30 protein-coding genes are annotated in these 24427 nt (G+C 40.8%); 13 read left to right on the top strand and 17 right to left on the bottom strand.

Annotation, left to right across the window (positions count from 1 at the left end):
• Nucleotides 1-40: 40 nt before the first annotated feature.
• The 10 genes from WAE59_RS04275 to WAE59_RS04230 form a co-directional block, all read right to left on the bottom strand.
• Entirely contained in the window at nt 41-775 is a 735-nt protein-coding gene (locus WAE59_RS04275) for an SDR family NAD(P)-dependent oxidoreductase (protein ID WP_337854699.1), read from the bottom strand.
• Nucleotides 776-856: 81 nt separating this feature from the next.
• Nucleotides 857-1426: a Crp/Fnr family transcriptional regulator gene (locus tag WAE59_RS04270; protein ID WP_337854698.1), complete on the bottom strand. Its 570-nt coding sequence runs from the start codon at nt 1424-1426 to the stop codon at nt 857-859.
• 528 nt (nt 1427-1954) lie between these two features.
• Complete coding sequence (locus WAE59_RS04265; RefSeq protein ID WP_337854697.1) at nt 1955-2353, bottom strand: hypothetical protein; 399 nt, start codon at nt 2351-2353, stop codon at nt 1955-1957.
• Between the two features lie 747 nt (nt 2354-3100).
• The gene (locus WAE59_RS04260; protein WP_337854696.1) at nt 3101-4336 is read right to left on the bottom strand and encodes an endo-beta-N-acetylglucosaminidase H; all 1236 of its coding nucleotides are present in this window, start codon (nt 4334-4336) and stop codon (nt 3101-3103) included.
• A gap of 421 nt (nt 4337-4757) precedes the next feature.
• Nucleotides 4758-5081 (bottom strand): hypothetical protein, encoded by a 324-nt coding sequence (locus tag WAE59_RS04255; RefSeq protein ID WP_337854695.1) that lies wholly within the window; start codon nt 5079-5081, stop codon nt 4758-4760.
• Nucleotides 5082-5354: an AAA domain-containing protein gene (locus tag WAE59_RS04250; RefSeq protein ID WP_337854694.1), complete on the bottom strand. Its 273-nt coding sequence runs from the start codon at nt 5352-5354 to the stop codon at nt 5082-5084. It lies immediately after the preceding gene.
• A gap of 175 nt (nt 5355-5529) precedes the next feature.
• Entirely contained in the window at nt 5530-6435 is a 906-nt protein-coding gene (locus tag WAE59_RS04245) for an alpha/beta hydrolase (RefSeq protein ID WP_337854693.1), read from the bottom strand.
• Nucleotides 6436-6640: 205 nt separating this feature from the next.
• The gene (locus WAE59_RS04240; protein ID WP_337854692.1) at nt 6641-7072 is read right to left on the bottom strand and encodes a hypothetical protein; all 432 of its coding nucleotides are present in this window, start codon (nt 7070-7072) and stop codon (nt 6641-6643) included.
• 86 nt (nt 7073-7158) lie between these two features.
• Nucleotides 7159-7935: a M16 family metallopeptidase gene (locus WAE59_RS04235; RefSeq protein WP_337854691.1), complete on the bottom strand. Its 777-nt coding sequence runs from the start codon at nt 7933-7935 to the stop codon at nt 7159-7161.
• A 910-nt stretch (nt 7936-8845) separates the two neighbouring features.
• A complete protein-coding gene (locus WAE59_RS04230) occupies nt 8846-9226 on the bottom strand; it encodes a hypothetical protein (RefSeq protein WP_337854690.1) in 381 nt (126 codons plus the stop codon).
• A gap of 116 nt (nt 9227-9342) precedes the next feature.
• Between WAE59_RS04230 and WAE59_RS04225 the strand changes: the two genes are divergently transcribed.
• Nucleotides 9343-9768, top strand: a complete 426-nt coding sequence (locus WAE59_RS04225) for a hypothetical protein (protein ID WP_337854689.1) — start codon at nt 9343-9345, stop codon at nt 9766-9768.
• A gap of 111 nt (nt 9769-9879) precedes the next feature.
• Here WAE59_RS04225 and WAE59_RS04220 read toward each other — a convergent pair whose 3' ends face one another.
• The gene (locus tag WAE59_RS04220) at nt 9880-10284 is read right to left on the bottom strand and encodes a VOC family protein (protein ID WP_337854688.1); all 405 of its coding nucleotides are present in this window, start codon (nt 10282-10284) and stop codon (nt 9880-9882) included.
• A gap of 977 nt (nt 10285-11261) precedes the next feature.
• On the opposite strand from WAE59_RS04220, the gene WAE59_RS04215 reads away from it, so the two are divergent.
• From WAE59_RS04215 to WAE59_RS04210, 3 genes are all read left to right on the top strand, one after another.
• Nucleotides 11262-11462, top strand: coding sequence for a hypothetical protein (locus WAE59_RS04215; protein ID WP_337854687.1), 201 nt, complete (start codon nt 11262-11264; stop codon nt 11460-11462).
• A 205-nt stretch (nt 11463-11667) separates the two neighbouring features.
• Complete coding sequence (locus WAE59_RS25825) at nt 11668-11832, top strand: PIN domain-containing protein (protein ID WP_443147243.1); 165 nt, start codon at nt 11668-11670, stop codon at nt 11830-11832.
• 628 nt (nt 11833-12460) lie between these two features.
• Complete coding sequence (locus WAE59_RS04210; protein ID WP_337854686.1) at nt 12461-12814, top strand: hypothetical protein; 354 nt, start codon at nt 12461-12463, stop codon at nt 12812-12814.
• Between the two features lie 3 nt (nt 12815-12817).
• On the opposite strand, the gene WAE59_RS04205 is transcribed toward WAE59_RS04210, so the two are convergent.
• Nucleotides 12818-13054: a hypothetical protein gene (locus WAE59_RS04205; protein WP_337854685.1), complete on the bottom strand. Its 237-nt coding sequence runs from the start codon at nt 13052-13054 to the stop codon at nt 12818-12820.
• A gap of 113 nt (nt 13055-13167) precedes the next feature.
• On the opposite strand from WAE59_RS04205, the gene WAE59_RS04200 reads away from it, so the two are divergent.
• Genes WAE59_RS04200 through WAE59_RS04175 form a run of 6 tightly spaced genes read left to right on the top strand, consistent with a single transcriptional unit; the run spans nt 13168 to nt 16129 of the window.
• Nucleotides 13168-13704: a plasmid mobilization protein gene (locus tag WAE59_RS04200; protein WP_337854684.1), complete on the top strand. Its 537-nt coding sequence runs from the start codon at nt 13168-13170 to the stop codon at nt 13702-13704.
• A 57-nt stretch (nt 13705-13761) separates the two neighbouring features.
• On the top strand, nt 13762-14052 hold the full coding sequence (locus WAE59_RS04195; RefSeq protein ID WP_337854683.1) for a hypothetical protein: 291 nt from the start codon (nt 13762-13764) through the stop codon (nt 14050-14052).
• The gene (locus WAE59_RS04190) at nt 14024-14323 is read left to right on the top strand and encodes a hypothetical protein (RefSeq protein ID WP_337854682.1); all 300 of its coding nucleotides are present in this window, start codon (nt 14024-14026) and stop codon (nt 14321-14323) included. Before WAE59_RS04195 ends, WAE59_RS04190 begins: the two co-directional genes overlap by 29 nt.
• A 59-nt stretch (nt 14324-14382) precedes the next feature.
• Nucleotides 14383-15219 (top strand): hypothetical protein, encoded by an 837-nt coding sequence (locus WAE59_RS04185; protein ID WP_337854681.1) that lies wholly within the window; start codon nt 14383-14385, stop codon nt 15217-15219.
• A 36-nt stretch (nt 15220-15255) separates the two neighbouring features.
• A complete protein-coding gene (locus WAE59_RS04180; protein WP_337854680.1) occupies nt 15256-15606 on the top strand; it encodes a hypothetical protein in 351 nt (116 codons plus the stop codon).
• A gap of 46 nt (nt 15607-15652) precedes the next feature.
• Nucleotides 15653-16129 carry a DinB family protein gene (locus tag WAE59_RS04175; protein WP_337854679.1) on the top strand — a complete coding sequence of 159 codons (477 nt, stop codon included), beginning with the start codon at nt 15653-15655 and terminating at the stop codon, nt 16127-16129.
• 188 nt (nt 16130-16317) lie between these two features.
• Here WAE59_RS04175 and WAE59_RS04170 read toward each other — a convergent pair whose 3' ends face one another.
• Nucleotides 16318-16827 (bottom strand): ATP/GTP-binding protein, encoded by a 510-nt coding sequence (locus WAE59_RS04170; RefSeq protein WP_337854678.1) that lies wholly within the window; start codon nt 16825-16827, stop codon nt 16318-16320.
• Between WAE59_RS04170 and WAE59_RS04165 the strand changes: the two genes are divergently transcribed.
• From WAE59_RS04165 to WAE59_RS04155, 3 genes are all read left to right on the top strand, one after another.
• A complete protein-coding gene (locus WAE59_RS04165; protein ID WP_337854677.1) occupies nt 16826-17110 on the top strand; it encodes a hypothetical protein in 285 nt (94 codons plus the stop codon). The genes WAE59_RS04170 and WAE59_RS04165 overlap by 2 nt on opposite strands.
• Nucleotides 17111-17233: 123 nt before the next feature.
• A complete protein-coding gene (locus tag WAE59_RS04160) occupies nt 17234-17941 on the top strand; it encodes a hypothetical protein (RefSeq protein WP_337854676.1) in 708 nt (235 codons plus the stop codon).
• Nucleotides 17942-18260: 319 nt separating this feature from the next.
• Nucleotides 18261-19232 carry a S41 family peptidase gene (locus tag WAE59_RS04155; protein ID WP_337854675.1) on the top strand — a complete coding sequence of 324 codons (972 nt, stop codon included), beginning with the start codon at nt 18261-18263 and terminating at the stop codon, nt 19230-19232.
• A 25-nt stretch (nt 19233-19257) separates the two neighbouring features.
• Here the strand turns inward: WAE59_RS04155 and WAE59_RS04150 are convergent, their stop codons facing one another.
• The 4 genes from WAE59_RS04150 to WAE59_RS04135 form a co-directional block, all read right to left on the bottom strand.
• The gene (locus WAE59_RS04150; protein WP_337854674.1) at nt 19258-19386 is read right to left on the bottom strand and encodes a hypothetical protein; all 129 of its coding nucleotides are present in this window, start codon (nt 19384-19386) and stop codon (nt 19258-19260) included.
• Between the two features lie 21 nt (nt 19387-19407).
• Nucleotides 19408-21723 carry a trypsin-like peptidase domain-containing protein gene (locus WAE59_RS04145; RefSeq protein WP_337854673.1) on the bottom strand — a complete coding sequence of 772 codons (2316 nt, stop codon included), beginning with the start codon at nt 21721-21723 and terminating at the stop codon, nt 19408-19410.
• A 22-nt stretch (nt 21724-21745) separates the two neighbouring features.
• Complete coding sequence (locus WAE59_RS04140; protein WP_337854672.1) at nt 21746-22051, bottom strand: hypothetical protein; 306 nt, start codon at nt 22049-22051, stop codon at nt 21746-21748.
• A gap of 1335 nt (nt 22052-23386) precedes the next feature.
• Complete coding sequence (locus WAE59_RS04135; protein WP_337854671.1) at nt 23387-24406, bottom strand: NAD(P)/FAD-dependent oxidoreductase; 1020 nt, start codon at nt 24404-24406, stop codon at nt 23387-23389.
• Nucleotides 24407-24427: the final 21 nt, after the last annotated feature.

Below are 24427 nucleotides of genomic sequence, written 5' to 3'. Positions count from 1 at the left end.
ATATCTCCGAAATCTCCACCTTACCCTTATATTTCCTGGATTACCACGGGCACTCTTGAGTTTCAGGATCATGGTCTTTGCTTACAAATGTGCCTGTCGCTACACTTTGGTCTAAAATTGTTTTCACAATCGTGCTGGCAGCTTCATCAGGTGTGCCATTTCCCTGATTATTAGTGAGGTCGGTTCTTACAAATCCCGGATCAATAAGATTAACTCTAAACCTTGGAAGTTGATTGCTAAGCGAAATGGAATACATATTAAGTGCAGCTTTTGAAACTGCATAAATCATAAAAAGATTCGCATTTTCGTAATATTTCCAATTGGTGTTGCTGTGAAGCGTTAGTGAACCTATACTTGAACTAATGTTAATAATGTGTGGTTGTTTAGATTTTACTAGTAAATCTTTAAATGATTGAACGACCCTCAGCGTTCCGTATAAATTAGTATTGAAAACGCTTTCAAATTCTGAAACTGTTGCATTCAGGGCATCTTGCGGCATATTTCCGGTAATGCCTACGTTATTGATTAATACGTCAAGTTTTTCTTCTCTTTTACCTAGTTCAGTTCGGGCGTTTTTCACAGACTCATCACTGGTAATGTCAATTTGAAGAACTTCGGCATTAGTCAATCCTTCTGATCTTAATTGTTCGAGAGCCTGCAAACCCCGCTCCTGGCTGCGACAACCAAGATACACATAAAATCCCTTCTGCAAAAGTCGTTTTGCAGTTGCAAAGCCAATTCCTTTATTGGCGCCTGTAATGAATACTTTTTTCATATTTTTTATTGATTTGAAACTTCAACCTCGCAAAGGTCCCTCAACAAAAAATAAAATCCTTTCACATTTGTGAAAAAGTGATCAGCGAATATTTTTTCTCACTCTACTTAATGATTGTTGTTTCATACCTAGATATGACGCAACAAAGGATAAAGGAATACGATTGACAATGTTTGGATACTGTTCCAAGAAAGATAGATATCGCTCAGTTGTATCTTCTGAAATTAACGGACTCCTTCTTTCCAGTTTTTTTGACTTATGCTTTATAATTACTTTTTGAATGATGTCATTTAATTCAAAAATAGACTGTAATAATTCGTTCCAGTCCTTTTTTAAGAATCCAATAAAATAGCAGTGGGTAATTGCTTGTAGATTTGCGATAGGTGTGACGCTTTTATCTAAATTATCCCAATCTGAAAGCCAATGATTTTCGTCAACGAAATAATTTGTAACTTCTTCTCCCTTATCGTTGTCATAAAAAACTCGGAGAATTCCATCTGTAATAAATCCCACGTATTTTGAGGATTTCCCAGCTTGCCAAAAAAAATCGCCCTTTTTGAGTTCTATATTTATTGATTTGCTCATAATTAAGTCCATCTGCTGTTGATTCAGATTTCCAAATTGCAACAAGAAGTCTATAAATGCTTTCATTCTGCAAATTTATCAAATTCAGTATGTTGCCTAGTAAACAATAAAAAATATCATCAATTGGAAGAACCAGTAAGCATTGACCCCTTTTAACGAAAATTAAGTTGCCTTCTTTTTTATGGACAGTCAGTCGTTTGATTTTGTTCCTGAAATCAGCAAGAAGAGTCAACGCAATTAGGTTGTCCAGTCAAGAGTACCGAAGTCATTACACTCGTCAATTTGGCTAAATAATGCCCCGATTTCACTACGTGGGGTTGTCGAATGCTAATGAAGTTTGTCTTATCAAAATTTAATAAATAATAAAATGAAACAGTCACGCATTGTAAATGGGGACAGGGAGGTAAACCTGATGTTCTCCGATGTAAATAATTGGTGTGCGGATGCCTATTAACAAAGTCCCGGACCGAAGGACTTACTGACCATGTTTTAACGTTAACTAACGCATCAGGCCCACGGCGTGCTTAGTGCAGAGGAGGTCAATTTATCCGAAACTTACACCGCTCACACCTATAGCCTATTCTGAGACAATATTTATAAACAATCGGAAAGCTTAACGACACGCTTAAGTGGATGGACTAATAGCGTCCATTGAAGTACATTCTCACTTTTTAATGAAAATCTAAGATCGCGCAAAAGTGTATCTAGAAATTTCAGATCTTTATATTGAACTGAAAAAGATTTTATTTCCTTCCCATCAAAAAACAATTCGATTATTGATTTTTCCGACTCGCTATGGTTGTATGAAAGCTCGTACGGCGTATCATCAAAGTAGTTGTGAAAATAGATCTCGTGAAATCTCCTGCCCTTCCTATTTAAGAAAAGTGTATCATCATCTTTATCATCCAGTTCAGTTTCCTCATAAACCACCAGAAATTCCCTAAAGAGGTCGATCAAAGACGCTTCCGCTGTGAAAATAGGTAGTACTTCCATTTATTCTTTTTCAAGATTTTGTTAAGATTGATTTCGTTTGCGGCCAGAAAGTTGAAAATTTCCCCATATGCTAATAGATGAAGTGCCTTTGAACCTGTGATAACATAAAATAATTCTAACTAATATACCGTTTATCGACATTAATTGCCATCAAAGACAACAAAACTACTTAGTTTCGCCAAAATGTAATAGCACCATCTTCCCTATAGGACTCTACACAAAATAGCATTTTTACTGGAAACCAAAATTTATAAGCTGTTCATCTATAATGAACTTGTCGCTGTCCGATGGGAAATTGGGTGACAAACCCGCGAAAATTCCCGGTATTGTTAACTATCTGTGGTGGATGTCTAGCTCGGCTGGGAGTTCCAACAAATGCAAGTAATTCTACTGGCGAGCTACAGATCCAGGTTGATTTCCCAGAAAAAGTCTTGGGGAACTGAGTATGATTGAATGGCGTAGCCTCATTTCCACGAATCACGAGCGCTGAGTTTTGTCCGTCAATTTAAGTGCTGGACTCCCCATTCTATGTCGTGCAAAAAATGACTGCGCGCCAGAAAAAAGCCATATTCACGTCACCAACTGTTTGAAAGGCATTAGAGCAATAATTCTATAAAAATCCTGACGACAAATTTTATTAATTAGAGCATGACCCCCTTTCTTTACTTGAATGAGAAACAACTGATAGCACAACCTTTTAAATTCTTCCGCAAACAAGTCAATTTTTGCGGAAGAATTAGAAAGAAACTATTGGATTTTAATGGATGATACCAAGTCATTCGCATTGGGAGATAGCTGGGTAAAATTGCTATGACCGGCTGTCAGCTGCCAGGATGTTCCTGTAAAGTTGTCATCGCTGTAAAGCGTCACCGTCCAGCCTGCCGGAATTTTAATGGATGACGCCCAGTCATTGATAAAGCCATAGTTTTCCAGCTGGGCAAGCGTATAACTTCCTTTCGGAATGCCATTGGTGGTAACCCCTCCATAATTCGCATTTTGGTAGAGGTTCACTCCTGTTGTGCCGCCAGCTCCGCTATCGAAAAGCGTATTGGTATTGTACAAAACATTGGAAATGCTGGAGAGATAGGCCTGGGAGTTGGCATCAGGTAAATTATAATAGAGGAAAGTGCCGTAACTGCTGTTCTTTGTTTGCGTCGCCAGGTTAGCTGCAGTGGCCGCACTTGTGGATTGAATATCCACAGCGGCTGGCCCCAGGTTGCTGTTTGGAAGGCCCGGGACATTTGGAACCGAATACGTTCCGTACATGGCATTCCAGCTATAGTCTACTTTAGAGCCCACCGTCACCCCATTAAAAGATAGCCTCGAAGCTGCCGGGCCGTAATAATAAAAAGTGATGAGCTTATTGGGTAGCAATTGTCTGAGTGCAGTTACCAGGTAAACAAAGGAACTGGCGTTAGGCTGACCTGTTCCGTTAGCGCCATAATTGGCGTACTCGTCGTCGAAATCAATACCATCCAACTCATAAAGATTAACAGCATCTGCGAGTTTTTGTGCGAACTCCTGAGCTGCCGCCTGATTTGGAAAGTTACAAATTCCAGCTCCCTGATGATTTCCCAGAATCGAGAGTAATACCTTGATTCCCTTTTCTTGTAGCGGCTTGATATAGGTATTCTTATTGTTCAATACATTGGTGACCTGAGTGTTAAAATGTAGAACGGCCTTACTTGTAGAGGTATTATAATTGATATTGGCAGCAAAAATAATGGCAATATCAAACAACCTCTTGCCACCGGCATTCAAGGTGTATTTACCGACATTACGTAAATCTGCATAGTTCACCTCCACGTAACAGGCACCTATCGGGCCATTTTTAACATTAGGGATTGAAATGGCTGAGATCATTCGCTCCCGGGAACGACCGGTTTCAGGTTGATGCGTAACGAGCTCATCTTTCTTACAGGAAGTGATTGTGGTGGCTATGACCAATAGGGCCAAATAGCACAGGTTTAGTTTTGTGTACATAAGGGATTAAATATTTGGTTAACAATAAATTAAATATAATATTTCCTCCTCTCTATTCCAACTGAAATTAAATCGTTTTATCACTGGAATGTTTGACTGGTTTGAATTCTAAATTCTCTCCCCGGATTCTAGTGGAGTTGCAAATGATTCTCTTCTAAATTCCGGCGCAAGACTAAGTAATATCCCAGGGAAAAGTTGAGCATCCTTTTTTTTAAACGCATGAATATTATGCTGTTTAAAACCCAGCATTCTGTTGTTCTTTTTTCCGGGTCCACCGGGGGAAAACTTCTCTCTGCCTAGAAAAAGTGTCGGTTTTTCTAATAATATTAAATGAGCTTTTGCTTACCGCGATCACTCATCGTCTGCTCAATTCTAAAAATCGTTAATTTGCTCTCACCTCACTCATGGTACATTGAGCTATTCAACAGAAACACATGTTGAGTTTAATTACTGCATCCGCGACGGTTTCAGCTTCCTTTGCATTCATTCGGGTCTTACCACGGTCATAAATTGCATCAGGCAGATGATGAAAGGACAATCCCATTCTGTATTTAGAACCCGGACTGGGAAAAATCACCAGTTTGTTTTCATAAAACTCGCGGTTCGACAAACTGATCAATGACTCATGCCCACTTCTATAGTGCCAGCGCAACATACGCTGAGGTGCACCCTGGCTGTCGGCCATACCCAAAATACTCTGCATATCGGCGGTTACATTGTCCACGTCCTCTGTATCTGTATTCATTTAATCGAAGAAACTCGCCGGCGGAAGTTGCTTAGTGTCACCGACTACAACCAGCTGTTTTCCCCGCAGGACCGCACCTAGCGCCCCAACTGGGCGAACCTGGCTGGCCTCATCAAAGATGACAAGGTCAAAATCAATATCTCCAGGGGGCAAAAAACTAGCAATCGACATCGGACTCATCATAAATACCGGTTTGATGGTCTGTATGGCCAGTCCCGCTTCCTGCATCAGTCTGCGGATGGGCATATGCCGGGCCTTTCGGTTAAACTCCATTGATTGGATCAGGTAAGCAACGCGTACAGACTGTCAAGTGGTCCGCTGAAATAAACGCGATCCTGCTTGCCTCCTGATCCAATATGTGCAAGTTCGACTTATTGAGTCTTATTTGCCATTCATTTTCCATCACGGATTTGTAGAACAACTCACACGCTATTGCGAGGCTGAAAATCTAATTAGACTTGCTGTAACAAGCCCGCAGAAAACTAAACCAGGCAGGAATACCCCCTGTTAGGTGAGTCTCCAATGGAATGATCTCACTGGAAACCTGCAGACCCGGCAAGGGCTGTAATGAGGTTTGAGCGAGCAGCTCACTGGTACCCCGTGCGGTAAGCCATTGATAAGGACTTAAGTCGGCTAATTCGCGAGCGCCCAATGTGACATGCAGCCCTCTACCCGAAAAATCTATTTTGGAGGCTATTGCTTCCTCATAGAGTTTGGAGATATAGCTGTCCTTCCCAACAATACCTGGGCTTCCCGCTCCAATTTTTTTGAAGATGCTGGATCCCTTCAGCGCTACATAAGACGTAAAAAGCCCCCCATAAGAGAATCCCCACAAGCCTACATCATTTTGGTCAATCCGAAAGGTTTGTGCTAACAGAGGATGAAGTTCGTTTTCCAGAAAACTCAAGTATTTATCACCGGCAGGCTTAGAGAACATTGCACGATACACATCACTTTGATCCTGCGAGATGAGGCCTGTCTGAACAGAACCATCCAAAGTTTGATAAAAAATTTCTGGAACAACATCTCCAGGGGGCACTAAGTCTCTGACACGTAGCCAGTCCCATTTATGACTTTCTTCCTGCGAATAACCTATGGAAACCAAAATAAATGGCCTTAACGTGGACATCACGTCCCCATGGGTAGCAAGATGGAAGGGTGCAGTCGAGGGAAAGTATAGGTTGGCGTCTATTTGGTAAACAATAGGAAATGATTCGCTATTTTGTTGGTCGTACCCTGCTGGGACAGTAACCGAAGCAGAGAAACGGTTTCCAGCAACTTCGGAATCTATCTCGAAATAACGGGTCTGCGGAAAAACTGTTTGAAATGAAGGTATAATCTCTTCTAACCACATGGTTGGGGATGATGCTTGTTTTTGCTTTAAGACTTCTTATTTTAAATTTGAATATTTTTTTTTCATGGGATAAAATTTACCTGCGCGAAATATAAAAAATTGACTAGGGGTTGGTGCAGAATGCTTTACCATTTTTTGTTAAGAATAGCATTGATTTCTAATTGTCTAATAAATATGAGAACATATCAGCTAAGCAAAGTTCAGACTATTCGACATTGCCCTTATAAACCAATTTACCATCCGCATATAAAAGCGATTTATCCGCATCGTACTCATAGGTCTCATTTGAAAAGAGCAATTTTCCGGATTTATCTAAAAGAATCGAACGAGTTGTACTGTCAGGTAAGAATAGCTCTACCTTTGACTGATCATTATTCATTAGTACAAAAGCGCTAACTTCCTCTTTACCCTTTTCAAGCACTACGGGATTTAACCTAAATCCCTCATTAAATACCTGGATGCAATCATTTTTTATTTCACTCCAAGTATATCCTGGAGAGCCTTTACATCCGTGTCCATCTTCATCCGTACCAACTTTTAGAGTCTCATCGGTTACCTTGTCTTCCGACTCACTGGCCGGTCCACTACAGGCCGCAAACATTAATAGGCCGATTGCCATCAGATTTAGTCTTTTCATATACTATAATTTATAATAATTAAATATTCAATAAGTATGCCATGGCCCGTGAGCAGTTAATAATAGCCATTTTCTCCGTTAGTCCCCTATTCGGAAAAGAGTACCAATTTAATGTAGTTTTTCTCACTCAAATAAAAATTCGCAGCATCTTTAATGGCCTCTGTCGAGATATTCTCCACCAGATCTTTATAAGCATCTACCGGTTCGAACACGACGTCATTTTGTATATGAGAGGTGATTTTTGCCAACCAGTAATAATTGGTTTGTCGTTGGGTTTCTATGGTACGAAAGAATTCAGCCTTCCATTTCTGAACAAGTGTTTGGGTAGGTTCGTTCGTTTTTAACTGCTGAATTTCATCCAGAGTAGAAGCAACGAGATTTTCGACGTTTTCCGGTGCACACCCGAATGTAATCTGACATTGGTAAACAGATCTTGGATATTTACTTCCCGACACAATGACCTGTGGGGTATAAACCCCGCTTTCCGCTTCACGCAGGCGTTCCAAAATCCTGATCTGCAGCACCTCCTTCAGTGCTTCCAACTCCAGCATCCGTTTCGTTGTATAATCATATTCCCCCGAAAAGACTAAATTCACTGTTGCTTTCTCTTCCCTACCCTTATACACTGTTTTTTCGATTCTTCCTTTCACCGGAACGATACCAAGATCTTTGAACTGCGCGTTGCTATTTGTGCCGGGCAGACTCCCTAAGTACTTCTCCAAAAGCGGCCTTATCGTCAGTGTATCTATATTTCCTACAAAAACAAAGGTAAAACCGGAAGCGTCAGCAAAACGTTCTTTATAAATGTCAAAGGCACGATCCGGATTGATTTGTGCCAGCTTTTCCAGCGTTGGGCCTCCCATTCTGGGGTGGTTTCCATAGACAACAGCTTTGATAAAGTGGCGGTTCTGAAGCAAAAGGAGGCTGAAGAATTCAGTAACAATGCCGGACTTCAGCACATCCTGCTTAAGGCGGGGATCTTATCTAAATAATTGTTAAATGGCAAAACTGGAAGTGGCGGCTACTAATCTCCTTGCACTGGGCTTTAGCTCTGATCTTACAGATAAGATCAGAGCTAAATCGCTCAATCTTTCCGCACTCTAAAGTACGGTGGAGATTTCGGAAATAGTGCTTCTTCCCCAATTTTGGTGGTTTTTGACTAATCTAATTAAACTAAAATTGTCCAAATCTATGGCTTGAATATAGCTTAATGGCACTTACGACAATTAGATTTAAAGGTTAGGATATTTTATCTAAGTATTAGTCTAAGATGTAGTTGATCTATCTAACATAAGGTAGCTTATTGTTCCATTATACAATGATTGCGATTGTTATGCTAGGATGTACCTATGTTCCTTACCACCAAAATTGACAGAGGGACTTTAACCATAGGGCCTTTCCAGATGGCAGACTTGAAAGTAGCGTTTTATATCTATGCCCTACTCTTCCTGAGTACCCTACGAAATCAAAGATTCTCGACAAAAAGCATTTACGGAGTGTCCATACTCATACCTACCTTTTCTGCCAAGACTACAACTGCTTCAGGAAATGTCTTCCTCTGATTATACATCACAAATGGTTGGGCTCTTAAATATGGAATAAAGGGACGATGGACGGATGCCATTTTTTACTACTGAAGAGAGATATATGTAAATCTATTGCTATAAATTATATGAGCAGTAAATTTTAAACACCAGATAAAACTCTTAACGTCTGATTTCAGCCCTCAATAGCAGCACAAATATCTTGCTAATAACAACTTTAAAATGAAGTTTAACGAGTAAGAGAGACCTCCGTAAAGGTATAATCGATTAGGCTGAATTTACATTTAGTCTCATAGGATGTGATATGCGGTGTCAAAAATACAACTATCTGCTGATCATTTCCTTCAACATACCACATGCTGTATACACCCTCTACTTTTGTATCAAATGCAGGCACCGGCGGATTTGCGATTAATTTACCACAAGCATCGTATATGAAAAGGTTATTGGGGCCACATTCTTGGGGATCCGCTATCACTAGAAATTGTTGTCTATTCGAAATATATGCTGCCTGAAAAATTTTGTACTGAAAGTTGAGGTCAAACCCATCCCCTTGATTCATCCAGGAGATATGACGATCTTTAATTTCTATATTGATGATGCTGTCCATTTTTTTAACTTCTCAATATCAGATTAACAGCGATGGCCGCATAATGTTGCCCCAAAATTTTATTAGCCAAATATGGAACGCAGATTGCACAATTACTGAAGATCAATTTAATGCAAATGACCCTTAAAATCATCATCTATATTTTCTATGTAATCGTATTTACCTATTGCTATTACTTCCTGAATAGGAAACTCACAAATAAATGGATTCTGATATTATATCCCCTATTTTTTGTGGCTTCCATATACCCGATCAAACTGTGGTTTGACTACATCAAACCCATCTACGGAGAGCGCTTTTCTGAAAGCTGGCTCAAAATTATCTTGATGAGCGTCGCAGGCTTTACCCTATTCAATTTTTTTTACGGTATCGTCAACCTGATGGTCAATGCACAAGTTGATTTTCACCAGGCTTATGGAAAACCATGGCTGAACCCAGTAAAATATGATATCGAAAATTCGACGAACATCAAGGCGATGTTTCACTTTTTCTTCTTTATAGGCGGTATCATTTTAATCGGAGTTGCTTTTCTAAAGTACTAATTCCACAATTTTTTTTGTTTTTATCCAAAATGAGCCTTTTAGGTCACCATATTAAACAACTCGGGGGTGATGATTTTACGTTTTAGACCAGCTGGTCATAACTGAAGCGATCTACATGCCCGTTTCAATCAATAACACATTGAACCGGTGTCCGTCCGGATCGGAAAACACGAACCAGAAAAAACCCTGATCGTCCCTTGCAGGCTCGCGTTGGATCGTACCACCAGCCCCTTTGACATTTTCCAGCCATTGATAAACTGCTCCTTCAGTTGTAACTGATATTGAAAACATAATTTCATTACCCAGGCTTAGGTCAGCGGTTTTCATCCCAGTATTGTGTTCAAGTTTCGACTTCTCAAAAAAGTGGATAACGAACTCGTTTTCAGCGAAAAAAAAGCTGACCAAATCTGTAGAATCGCCAGTTCCATTCTTCTTAAATCCCAATGCGCTATAAAATTCAGCAGTTATTTTTAAATCTTTAACGGCCAGGTTGGCCCAAATCTGTGTTGCATCCATAGCTAAACAAGGCATAATCAATTAAAAATGTTTTACATCAACAGAATGAAATTTAGACCGGCAGCTTGGAAATAGTCATATTTACTTAATGAAATGGACAAATCTTTTATTTTACATGCGACAGCCAATCACTAAAGGGTCTTAGAATTGACAACCACGTAGTTTGTACTTCAAACTGTGTATTTCACTCAATATATACCCGCATTTACGCGGTAAAGTAGTCGCTTGATGCTGCCGGCGGTAGGAAAAAAAGGTCCCTCAAATTTACCAATCACCCAAACATGATCTGATCATCACACAGAAACGCAAAAACTGCGCTATTCTGTACTCAAACTGAGTTTCTTAGCATCCAACCCCTTCCAGATGCCCCAAAAAACTCCAAAATCATATTGAAGCAACAGAAGCCGGGGATCTTGAAGCGGGTTAAAGGATTCCTCAGCAATTGTTCCAAAATGTGCTCCAGAGCCTTTATTGCGGCCACAGAAAGGCTTTCTCAATGGAACCGCGAAGACTGGAATTGAAGATCAGAAATTCAAAACGACTACTTTGCCGCGGAACTCGGGGCTAGTTTGAAGCGGAATGAAGGTCAGCTGAATTGCGGAAAAAAGAGTCACATTCGCCGAAATACCCAGTCTACGACAGCAGAAAGCCCAGATCGTCATCCAGTCTTACTACGCCGCCATAGGCATAGAAGTCAGCATACCCCACGCCACAGCCCTGGTCCGCTCCGGCGAACTATTACGTTGAACCTGATTACTAATTCGTCCATCGTTATTACTTCATTACGGGTCATCCTGAACTTGTTTCAGGATCTCTTGCCTACCAGCACAATAGTACCCAGCTGCCCTCCACTTTACGTCATCCCAGCAGCGGACGGATCTTTTGAACTATCGTAGCATCCAAAAAGAGATCTTAGGGCAACAGGTAAGTTTTGTACCGCGCTCAGTATTTAAAAAATTATTATGTAAGTTTGTACTATGACAAGCTTAACAATAGAAATCACAAATGAAAAGGCTTTGAAGCTGCTTCAGGATCTAGAAGATCTGAAGATCATTCGTGTGATTAAAAATCAAGCTAAACTGTCATCATTACGGGGTAAGTTCAACACTAAAATATCCAATGATGATATTGATGATCAAATCAATAATCTTCGTGGAGAATGGCGGAGAGATATTTAATTGATACTTCCGCGGTAATCAAATACCTCAATGAAAGCTTGCCGGAATCCGGCTTAGACTTCATAGATCAGGCACTTGACACTGACTCTTCCATATCTTCATTACAGAGGTCGAACTTCAGGTTTGGGATACACCCGACCCAAAGAATGCTTTAATATGCAGTCAATTTATTGCAGGCTCTTTCATCCATGGAATTGATAACGCCTTGATATCTGAAACCATTCGGATTCGTAAAGAATCGAAGGTGAAATTACCAGATGCATTCATCGCTGCAACATCAATCATTCATGATTTAACTCTGATTGCTGACAATGATAAGGACTTCCTGAAGGTTCCAGATTTAAAATATGTTAACCCAACAAGTTTGTAATTGTAACCATCTGTAAGTCTCCTAGGGCAACATATCGTGAAGAATTTGTTTTACATTTGTCTTGACATTAAGACAGGATAAAAGTCTGAGTGGCCCTGCAAAAGCCAAGACAACATTCTGAGTAGTCTTACCCCCCTTAATTGGGGGTTTTGTTTTTTGCTGTGTTCCCATTAGGTTAAGTACTTAACTGCTTAGAATTGACTCATGAAAATAGGAAGCGACATTCTGGAATTATTCCGTGCTGTACTGACAATATTAATATTTGCTTGCGCAGTGTTCCTATCCGCAATTTTCTCCGTTTCTTTTTTAGGAACACAATATAGTTCTCACCAAATGCTTGCTGAAAATGGGGTCTTATATTTCCTGTTCACCAGGCTTATAGTTGTAACCACAATAATGCTAATTGCATTTTCACTGTTGTATTTAGTCGGGTGGTTGTGTGAGAAAAAGGTAAGTAAGATAACTTATTTAATCGTATTTATGAGTTGTCTGAGCATTACAATATGGATGACCATCAATTTTCTGAACGATAATTTATGAGAAGAAAAACCGCAAGAACTATTTTGCGGCTGGCTGGCAGAACGAGCTCGGGGCTTGGAAGATCCGCAATAAGTATTTTAAGGCCTGTTTGGGCAAGAAAGCGATCACGATGATTTCCCGGGACCCAAAGAAGCTGGTGGTTTTCGAGGGTTACATGAATTACCTGAGCTGGCGTAAGGGGAACCCCTCTTCCAATGCTTCAGCCTTGGTGTTGAACTCACTGGCTTTGCTGCAGTCTGGTTTGGAAAAGGCAAAGGCCTTCCCTGTGATCGATGTATATTTGGACCGCGACCCCTCAGGCTACACTGCCCTTAGCACCTGGATGAAGGCTCTGCCCTACTCCACCGACCGCTCTGAGATTTATAAAGGTCTGAATGACTATAATGACAAGATCATCGCAGATTTGAAAAGGGAACGTAAGCTGCAGAACCCGGTCCGCTGAGGGTTAGTCCTCAGCAAACACTTTATGCAGGAAGATATTTTTCCTGATGGAGTTTAGTATAGGTAGGTCAAGCGTACATCCTTTTGTCTCGCAATGCTGGTGGTTCTCCTGATCGATCCTGATCTCTCCTACCATTTCATTTTCTTCATTGAAGATTTGATACCACTGGTTGCCCAGCGCTTTGAGCCTGAAGGTACGTTCTTTGACGTCGTCACTGGCATTAATTTCAAATTCCTGCATAGTATAAGTTTTTGCTGGAAATCAACAAGGATGCTGGTTATTTTGTTTGACAAAGGCAACCCGAAAACAGGCCTTTGCTTATCAGCACCCTGTTTTGACTTTTACTTTGCAAGATGTCTTCTTGTCCGACAGAAATTGCTGCGCAACACCTTTGGCCCAGAAGTGATCTTGCCTTGGCATCTTCCCATCAGTCGATATTCAGGGAGTTCAGTCTGCTCGCAACTCACAGACTTTTTATGGATGATAAAAAAAAGCGGCTGGCTGGCCGCCCGGTGATGAAGTCAGGTAAACGCAGCAAGAAAATCGAAGCCAGGTTTACCGAAGAAGAGTTTGATGCTATTGTTGCAATGGAGAAGTACTACGGGATCAGCAGGACCGATTTGGTACGGCTGAAGCTGCTGAGCAGCTCCGGGCATTTAATTGTGAATGCGGCGGCGCTATTGCAGCCACTCGATGCTATAGGTGCCGAGCTGGGGAGAAACGGCAACAACATCAATCAACTGGCCAAATACGCAAATACACTGGCGAAACGGGGAATGCTCTCTCCCCAGATCATCGAAAGGTTTAATGTGTTGCTGGCTGCCCATGGGCTCATTCAGCAAAAGCTGGAAGTGTCCCTTCGAAAAATCATCCGCTCAATGGGCCATTAGTTCACCTGCTAATTACTTAGTATTCAACAAATCAATTATTCACCAATTCAACACATCATGAACTCACAGATCATCATCGATTTTCCCATCCTGGCTTCCGGGCTTTTTATGTATTTCGGCATCAAGGGAGCTCATAAGGTTTTATGTTACTTCCTTCCTGAGCACTGCTCGCCATGGCATTCAGGCTACATTTCCGGCCATAATGCACTGGCAGATCAACTTCGGCCGAAAATTGACAAACTGGTTAAACAATGGGAGCAACTCCAGGCACATCAGGAGCAAGCACAAAATGGTACGGAATATAAACCCATGAAGAAGGATGATTGTCAAGTTCCTGGCCAAGAGTAAGACCTTCAAAGGCGTCCGCTACAATACCAATAAGGTGGAGAAAAATAAGGGTGAACTGATGAAGGTCTCTGGATTCGGCATTTTACAGGGAATGTCCCAACTGATGCCCCAGGATTACATCGATTACCTCCAGTCAATTTCTTCCCGTAATAGGCAGGTCATCTACCCTCAGCTGCATGTAGTCATCTCCGCTAAAGGCAAGGAGAATTCAAAGGAGGAGCTGGCAGGTATCGCCGGAACCACCATGTCCACATCGTCTCTTCAAGGGTAGACAAGTTTTCCGGCAAGAAAATCAGCAGTGCATACGAAAAGGTCCGCGCCCAGACTGCAATGAACCGGATCATGAGACTGGATGAAAAACTGACCGCCAAAGCTGATTTGGATAAGGCCATGAAATTTAACTTCCAGAGCAAGGCGCAGTTCATGATGATCCTGGAAAGTAAAGGCTATACTTTGTTTGAGAAGGATGGAAAAATGGATTTGGTTCGGTTCGGAAAGAAATTGCTCGAAGTTGATCTTGCCTTTTTGAAGGAACGTAAAGGCAGTTACCAGTTGGATCAGGCGAGGGCTGGTCAGATCACCGCACAATTGCATAAATTCCGGGATAAATATGCTGTTCAACTCAGGCCCCTTACAGAATCAATGCCTGGAGGAGCAGACAAAATAAAGCATGGATATACCTGCGATCTTGCTGAAGAATTTCACAGGAGGTTTGGCATCCAACTGATCTTTCACGGTGCGCCGGGTAAAGCTCCTTATGGTTACAGTATTTTAGACCATGCTTATGGAAATGTGTTCAAAGGTGGAGAGATCATGGATTTAAAAAATCTGCTCGCTCAAAAACCGGCTACCGTATCCCTTCAAGATAGCCTGTGTATCAATACTGATCCGAAGAGTCAGCATGGCAGAATTAAGGAGGACGTTAAGATAAAGGTCGGTGTTGAGCAGGTACTGCCTAATCAATTCAACTGTTCAACAGATCCACTAGTCAATACTTCAACTGTTAGCTCCATCAACAATTCAGATGCTCAGCAAGTCAGCAATGAATCAGCATTTGTGGCTTTTGAACAGGCCGTAACCATTGACATCTCAGACGATATCGATGATGAAGCCATTCACGGAAGAAACAGGCAGCGGAAAAGACAGGTTAGAACGAACACCAGGTAAAATCTATTCCTTACATTTGGGTCTGACCTGATCATTTTGAAAATTGCCGCTTATACCTTTATTGTGCTTTTGCTGAATGCCTTTGCTTTCATCTTTTTGGGAATGACATTCCTGGTTAGTGGTACAGCAGATGAGTCCAGTCCCAATTATCTGTCTGAGTCCGAAGTGCTGGTACGAAAAGCAATTTTTATCATTGTCTTAGCCCTGGTTACTTCGCTGTCGGTCAAATACCTGAGCAGATGGTGCCGAAGGGAGATGGAATATTCTGATAGAACGATCCGTCGTATTTTTTGGATTCAGTTTCTATTGATCGTAGTGGTCTACATCCTGGCCGCAGCTTTTATCATTGCAAGATTTGACCTTTGGAAAGTCGGTAGCCCGGTTTAATTGCCATTGTTCAGTAAAGGGGTGCAGATTATTTATAAATTAGGGTATGCAAAATCTATTGATCCATCAATATCAACTCATCAAAGAATCCCGTGCAGTGGTGTTTCAGTTTTTGGAGTCGAAGGTCAGGGATGATATTTTCTTACCAGTCGCCTCTTTCAATGACAAGAGCATACGGTATATGCTGATCCATGTGGCCAATACCTACCTTGCCTGGGTTAAGAATTTCGCGTTCGGCGGAAATAAGGCTTATTTCGTTGAAGAAGAGATTGCTGACATTGTAAAGCTTCGAGGAATTTTTCTGGAAGTGGATGGTTTTATGGATGACTTCTGCAGGAAATATGCTGAATACCCTTTTAAACCGGTAAACGGTTATAAATGGCCAGATAAATATATTGAAACAGACGGTTATAGTATTTTTACTCATGTCATTACACATGAATTCCACCACAAAGGCCAGTCAATGACCATGAGCAGGCTGCTCGGCCATATCCCTGTGGATACTGATGTGATGAGGTTCTGAATGTCCAGTAATAGTTTTTAGGAATGATCAATAACTATTCATTGTACTCACCCCAGGAAAGCCCTTCATCAAATTTGGAACCATCGCCCATACCTCAGTCGATGTCTTACCGGCGGTCATGATGAATTTGCAATTCTTACCCTGATCACTCCTTGGCCTACCGGACTTTATCATAGTCACATTGGAATTCAGCTCATTCCTCTTAAAACCTGATCCTTACGTTGTAAAGTCGTGCCGGAAACTTCTATCACTTCTATGTCGAAATCCGCTATCCATTCCTTTAGAATGTCATCAACTCTGAGTCTAAGTTTTGGAAAATTTGATTTTTGCCATGGGATTAAATCAGGATCCTCTATTGGCACGAAAACGATGAGGTCAAGTTCAGCAATTACTCTCTGCATTTCTCTGAAGTAGTTCTGAAGATCACGTGTAGGATCGACAGCATGAACATACGCTAAAATATCAAAAGGACATCTGTCAAATATGACGTCCTTTTCAAGCGTGGCAATCTGTTTCAAGGCATGTTCAAACTGCATCACAAAGTCAACTGCATCGGGCATTTCCGAGAATTCATATCCTGATTCAGTCAGTTCATGATAGGGTTCCATGGTCAGCGTATAGCCGGGAAGGGAATCCGAAAGTAATTCAGCTAGTGTCGTTTTACCGACGTTATGGGCACCAACTATTGCAATTCTCATGATGTGTTCTCCTCGCAAATTTATTCAATCTAAACCTATTTTTTATGATCATACTTATTGGAAACCAGAAAGGAGGCGCTGGAAAAAGCACTTTACCATGCTGCTGGCCAATTACCTGACCTTGTACCGCCGGTGTAAAGTGACGGTGATCGACATGGATTACCAGCAATCTATAGCTCAGAAATATCAGCGTGCGAAATTGCTGGAGAACGTTGAACCCTATGAGGTCATCGCTGCTGGCCTGGAGGATTATCCCAGACTTCTTCCGGTGCTTAGCCTCTGAAGAAATTCAAGCTTTCGGGTTTCGTTTTTTATAGCCCTTTCTAATCTCTCGATCAGGTTTACAAAAGTAATCAATTTCAAAATTAAAGCATGATTTGTATCTATTTTTCGGTACTCTTATGCCATGGGCTTTTTATCTAAGGCACAACAAATTCCGGCGACAGCTCGTGCAGCAGCAATCAACGCCGGCACACTTCAATCTCATATACCTTATGCCAGTGCGGCCAGTAGTCAAGGATTACCAAATTACGTTGGTTTTTCAAGCCCCGATCTTCTACATAAATTTGTGCTTTCAGACTCCGCCATCGTTAGTATAGGACACTGTGAAACAGAATTCGCGACCGGAATGTATTTGATTAATTCATCCGGATTCATCATTACCAATGCAGGTGAAAATACTCCGTTATGCTCCCGTAACAGATCTTCTATGGTCAACACTTTAGGCCCGGGCACCTATTATTATGTTTTAAGTAAAAGAAGTGGCGCAGGCTTCGGTCTGATCAGATTAACCATAAATTTACGACCACTTCCAAAAAGTCTTTCAGAACAGCTCTCGGAAGTCTTTGGCTCACTCGAACTGAGCAGAGTGCCTTATGGCTTACTAAGGGATATCGCAATTGAACAGGCAGAATTGAGCAATCATCAAGGAGCCCTGTTAGGTGACAGCACCTTGGTAGAGCAGGTGCTATTTAATTCACTATACTCAACTTTGATGACATCCAGAGTCGATAATTCAGCATATAATTTTCAGGATGTTTCCAAGATTGACAGTATCGCCCTAATAAACAGGCAACCCGGGCGCGTATTAATACACTTGGTCAAAGGCAGTTGATCTATAAAAATTTCCAAGGCAAAATAAATTGCCAAAATCGGACTGAAGCATGATTCCCCATTGCTTTAACTTTCAACAAGCCATTGCAAAATCTAACCTAAGCACAGGTTATAATTTAAGTTCATTGCAACCTATTTAATTTACCATCGTCTTATCATCAATCAGGTTTGCTTAGCATCTCATTAAGAAATTTGACAAGCTGGCTGGATACCTGTACTTTGTCACAGATGAACAACCTGTGATAGCTTTAACATTTATGATAGATTACATCTCATCAACACCAATCGAAATAAAATGAATAGATTAAAAATTATGACCAATGAGAACAAATAGGACTATACATATCTTATTTCTTGCACTCCTGCTTCCGCTGGGAATACATGCACAGCAGGATATATCAAAATTAAAGAAGGAAATTTCTTCAATAATAAAAAAAAAGTCCATGTATCGTGATTCGGTAGATTGGGCCAGGGTTACAAAAGAGTCGGCAGCACTAAAGTTTACAGAAAATGACAGTATCAACAAAAATATTTTATTTGATTTCTTCACAAAAAGACTAAGGGAGGCAGGAGACAAACATTCGTTCTTTATTTCTAAGAAATCTATATCCAAAATCCTAGAGACACCAATACACGAAAAGCCCGAAGCTGATTATCTGGGTGAAGCGATTGGATGGGTTAAAGTTCCCGAATGCTTAACATTCGACGCAGAAAAAGACAGATCCTTTGCAAATACGATCCGATCTGAAATAAAGCGAATTGATTCTGCCCGCAATATTTTAGGATGGATCGTGGACCTGCGTCACAACGGCGGAGGAAATATGTGGCCCATGCTTGCAGGACTAAATGCGCTCAGTGAAGATGGAACCGTAGGCTACTTTGTAGACCCCAAGTCAAAGAAACAGCAGCCCTGGACCATTCAAAACGGAAAACTATTTTCATCAAACATCAATAGCTACAAAATTAAGAACACGAAAATTAAAATTGCTGTCCTTATAGACTCACTGACAGGAAGCAGTGGAGAAATGACGGCGATCTCTTTCATCGGACTGCCTAACGTAAAAGTCTTTGGGCAACCTTCTGCAGGTTACACTACAGCTAACAACAGTTATTTCCTCTCCGATGGGTCTCAACTTTTGCTCGCAGAAAGATTCGCCGCTGACCGAACCGGTAAAACATATGAAGATAAAGTTATTCCCAATGTAAATGTGAATGATTCGGCTAACACAAAAAACGATACAGTGGTGTCCGAGGCAAAGAAATGGTTATTAGAAGGTACTATTCGTCGATAGCTCCAACTGTAAAGGGAAACCCGTATCAGACCAACTGTAAAGCTATAGGCGTATAAGACCCAGCGGATTCCGAAATCAGGTGGATAGTATTGCCGAAACCTCCAACAAGAGCGGAACTGTCGATCGGACCTTCGTTCCGCTCTAGTCTGATCATTGATTTGCTAGGGTTTCGCGGCTAATGGCTAATTACAATTTGTCTCTTGATCATATTCCCGTATCCCTTAAGATGCAAAAAATATTGTCCGTTTGGAATATCGCTTACATTCACTTTTGTATTATCCGTGTCGTTAAGGTTACCCTCACGAACCACTATACCTTGGTCGTTCAGGAGGCGGAAGGATCGTTTTTCGGGAATTCTATTTTCCGCATCTTTCAAAAACCTATCAGTGTTAACACCCTTAATTCCAACCTTTTCTATGATAAAGTCATTTTGATTTTCTTCATTTGAAATTTTTCTTTCAGCTATATTTAGTTCAGTAGACGCTGGGTTAGGAAAGACGCTTACTGTCAAAGGGTTTGCGTTAGATGAGTAACAGCTACGAATAACATTAGAAAATCCTGGTGTCCAGTCTCCCCAACTCCCACATTTGTTCTTTACTCTGCAGCGGGCTGTTACGTAGTACGAAGAGCCCATTACCGGAAAAGTAACACTAACTCCACCCTTAATTACTGAAGGACAATTAAATGAACCAGAATTATTAGCAACAGTGTAGCTGTAAGGCGTGTAGAATTGCCACTCCACCTCAGCGATATCCGAATTAGAGTAGATCGCACATCCAGAATTTCCATCTTGTCTTGCCCCGTAAGATAAGGTTATGTTTGAACTGGTGGAACAGGAAGGTCCGCTGTAAACTACTTCCAGAGATGAATTACTTGGTCCATCCGTCCAAACACCTTTCGCCTTGGTCAATGTCCGAGAAATTCCCGTCGCGCTAGTTATTGTTACTGATATTGTTCCGTATGGTGGATCTGATATACTTCCATTCCTACTGATGTTAATCGACCTAGTTCCCTGACCTGAATTTATGGAAATACCCGAACTCACTGTCCAAGCGTAAGTACAACCATATAATTCTGGCACCCCATATGTTGCTGATTGGCCCACACACGGGAGTAAATTCGGCCCATAGATTTCAGTGTCTGCTAAGTTTATTGTGTTTTGCTGCCCAAGGTTAAATCCCGGGGAAATATGACTCTGAATTATTGGCCAGATTTTATCAAATCTCGTAAAGTTATCCGAAAAGTCAGTAAAGATACAACTTGAGGCACCATGGGAAAGGACCCCAACAAGCTGATTGTTTGGATTGATCAGTCCGGATCCTGAGGAGCCTTTCCACACAACTCCGATGCTAAAATTTACATTCCAGTATGGGAAACCAGCCGGCATATCATTTACTGAACTGCTAAAAGAAATTTTCATAGGTTCACCCAATGGATGATGTAAAATATAGCATCCGTTATCTGAAGGTTCGGAAGTGCTACGGTTCCAACCTGAGAAGGTAACTCCATCACCAAGTCCTGGTGGCTGAGTCATTTCCAGCAAAACGATATCATGCAATTCGTCCTGAACAACGAGAGTCGATCCGGTGAAGTTTAACGTAGCATTTTCGATGGAACCGGTACACTCTGTAAACCACCTTTGGAATCTAAAACTAGAGTTGGAGAGTCCGGAAATTTCGCTGACTTGGAGTACACCATCATCATCGGCATCGATGAGGTGAAAGGCAGTAAGCACATAAGCCTTACCATTATTTGCCTCGGAATTTATCAATGTCCCTGTACCCGTATATCCATTGACAACTATTTGCATTACGGCTCGAGCTTGGTTGATCTTATCAGAATAGCACATGAAGTTTGGGATGCAATTAGTAGTGTACTCCAAGAGCCTATTCTGCGTGCTACCCTGTTGCTCAATTATCCCAGCCTCAATTGATCTGATCGTAAATGAGCTCTTCAGTTCACCACTGTTCCCCTTCTCAATCAAGAAGATAAAAATGCTTTGTCCGTCGAATACGGGTATGGATAGTACGTCAGTATTTCTAAAACTTGATGCCGTAATTGCGCTGTCCAATAAAGTCATCTGCTCGTCAAAAATATACATCTCAGCGTCGTCAGCTAACTTGAGTTGATTAAAAAGCAGTCCGATACCTTTGGCATTTGGTACATTTAACTTCAAAGCCCAAGTTGCGCCGCTGGCAGTTTTCAATGGCTTTATAGACTTACTATCAATGTTTACTGGAATGTATTCAGAGGTTTTCAATACTTTAGGATCCTGTAGCTGACCATTCTGCTGTCGAACACCCTTTTTTAGGTTTATCTCTGAAGGACTAAACTTAAAACTTGCTACAGGAATGCTCAATTTCGATTTCTCAAAGCTGGGTATTATCGTGTTAAGGGTCTTTGAATTTGTACTTATCCGTTTAAACTGAGCTGTACCGTTAAAAAAAAAGCACATGGATATGCAGATGAAGAAAAGCGTTAATCTGTTCATGAAATATAGAGGTTTAAATTAATTAAAGTCGCTCGGAAGCAAGGATAGGAATTTCGTAGACTTCGTACTGGACGGGGCTTGAGACATCGCATACATTAACCAAAACACGTTTTGAGCTAAGTACGTCATAACCTATCCTTAAATGTTGTCCAGTTTTTTTTAAGTCGTTGGGAAGCCCTTTTGTTTTAACGACGTGCTTGTACAGGATTCCACCAACTTCCACCTCATCGCCAATTACCTTACCGTCAGCCGGCTCTAATTCCAGAAGCCAATAGTCGTTATTTGGATTTGCATAACAATTTTCCTTTCCAATAACGGTCGCGTCCACGCTTAACAACTCAAGTTTAAATGGCTGCTTGTTATTACAGGAATTTAAAAAAATTAGCAACAAAACCAAGGAATTGAAGTGATATTTACTCCGAAAAAAATTTGATATCGGAGATTTAAAAATTGGCCTGACATCTTGTACCATGATGAGAGTCGAATAGGTTTGATTGATTATTATTAAAGTTGCACTATTAATTTAGGAAGTCAAATTTTTTTTAATAATATTAAATGAGCTTTTGCTTACCGCGATCACTCATCGTCTGCTTAATTCTAAAAATCATTAATTTGCTCTCACCTCACTCATGGTACATTGAGCTATTCAACAGAAACACATGTAGAGTTTAACTACTGCATCCGCGACGGTTTCAGCTTCCTTTGTGGAGGTTTCGGCAATACTGTCCACCTAATTTCGGAATCCACTGTCCAGCCATTTCGCTGCAAAATGTCACCAATTTCAGCCAAAGTATCCACTTGAATGATTTTAAAGGCTTTGAATCATCATTTACATGGGGTGGGCGTTCCTGTTCTGCTGAGCAGTTTCAGAAGGCTCAGTGAACTGAAAATGGGGTAAAATCTGGATTCTAAACACAGACTTATAGACAACTGAATTAGGGACGCTACTAACGCTAATCTAAGCGAATTTATCGGGCAGAAATACCTAGCGCCAGGTCCAGGGGATCCAGAAAGCGTTGGGTGAAAATTGACTGGACACTTTGGCCCGAAAAGAGGTGGATACTATCTCCGAAATCTCCATTTTGGGCCACATATTATATGATAATATTCAATATCAGACATGTAAGCTAAAACGAAAAAAGGCCTCAAATCATAGATTTAAGGCCTTTTAAGTAGAAGTGTGACTTCTAGTTGTCGGGGTGGCAGGATTAACCGCCATCTTTATATCTATTTGATAGTAATATTTTTATTAAAAATTTTTAACCTTAGGTACCTCAAAAGGTACCTCACATTTTTGATTAAAAATTGTAGGGGGAACACCCCGATTTTTTCTCGAAAATCAATGAACTTTGTTTACATAAATATACCGTTTTTATCGGAAAATTATCTGGACGCTTCACAAAAAAAATCAAACGGCAGTTTGAAGAAATTAGCCTAAAATTTTGGGTACTAATTGGAGTGCACTGTCAGGCAGAGGAGTAGGAGGTTTAAAATCGTTCAACTTAGTTCCTAAGACGTTGGTACACCGTAGAACGAGGGATGACTTGTTATTGAGTCACCCTCCAAAACGTCGACCACTTTGCTGGAAAAACACCGATTAATGCAGATTTATTGTCAGCCGATATTTCTTCAAAACTATATTCCACCAAGCTTTTATTGATATTTAGAATTCTTCTTCGGTTATCATGTTATTTAAAAATACACCGGTATTGTTCCCTGTTGATACGGCATATGATACAGCACGTAAAGGATTGGCATTGTCTCCACAGGCGAATATATTATTAACGGTTGTCCTCTGAAATGCATCCACCTTGATAAGGCCCTGTTCTGTCAGTTCACAGCCTAATAATTCGGGGATTTTACAGTGTTGTTCATACGGGGGTCTTGAATAGATGACTTTTAATTGAAAAGTTGAATTGTCTGAAAAAATTATATCTTCAACTACTCCGTCTTTGTGTTTCAATGAGGTGATTTCCTTTTCAACTATTGCAATATTGTGTCTTTTGATTTCGTCAGTTTGCTCTTGTGTCAATTCCGACTTTCCATTGGTAAATATCGTTAAATCCTTTGTCCAGTTACTAATGAGACGAGCTAGATGATACGCACCATATCCATTCGCAAAAATCCCTGTTTTTTGATTCCTTACCTCATATCCGTGGCAATAGGGACAATGAAGCACTGTAATTCCCCAGCATTCAGAAAAGCCCTGGACCTTTAGCATCTTGTCTTTTAAGCCTGTTGCAAAAACTAGTTTTTTAGCAGAAAATATTTTCCCTGATTGGGTTGAGATCTCAAATCCCCGATCAGTTTTCTTTCCGCTAAGGGCAAGATCTGATACGAATTTTACAGTGTCGTACGCTAAAACTTCTTTCTTTGCTTTATCTGCGATAACTGCTGGTTTTATTCCGTCCTGCGTTAAGAAGTTATGGGAATGGGGTGTTTGCCGGTTACATGGCAAACCGCTGTCAATGATCAGTACATTTCTCAATGCCCGTCCCAGAGCCATTGCTGCCGAAAGCCCTGCATAGCTTCCGCCGACTATAATTACGTCAAAATTTTGGTTATCTGTCATTTCGTTAAAATTTGAAAATGCTGTTAATGGTAAAGGTAGGGCTATAACTGATAGGGCAAGTCCACCTTGTTTAATTAATTCTCGTCTTGATATTTTTTTCGTTCCAATCATTTGATTTTAGAATTGTGTAAT

The sequence above is a fragment of the Pedobacter sp. GR22-6 genome (assembly GCF_037402555.1).
In the GTDB taxonomy this organism is placed as follows: Bacteria; Bacteroidota; Bacteroidia; order Sphingobacteriales; family Sphingobacteriaceae; genus Pedobacter.
The sequence above is the reverse complement of the archived record's forward strand: the minus strand, read 5'-3'. Positions and strand labels throughout refer to the sequence as shown.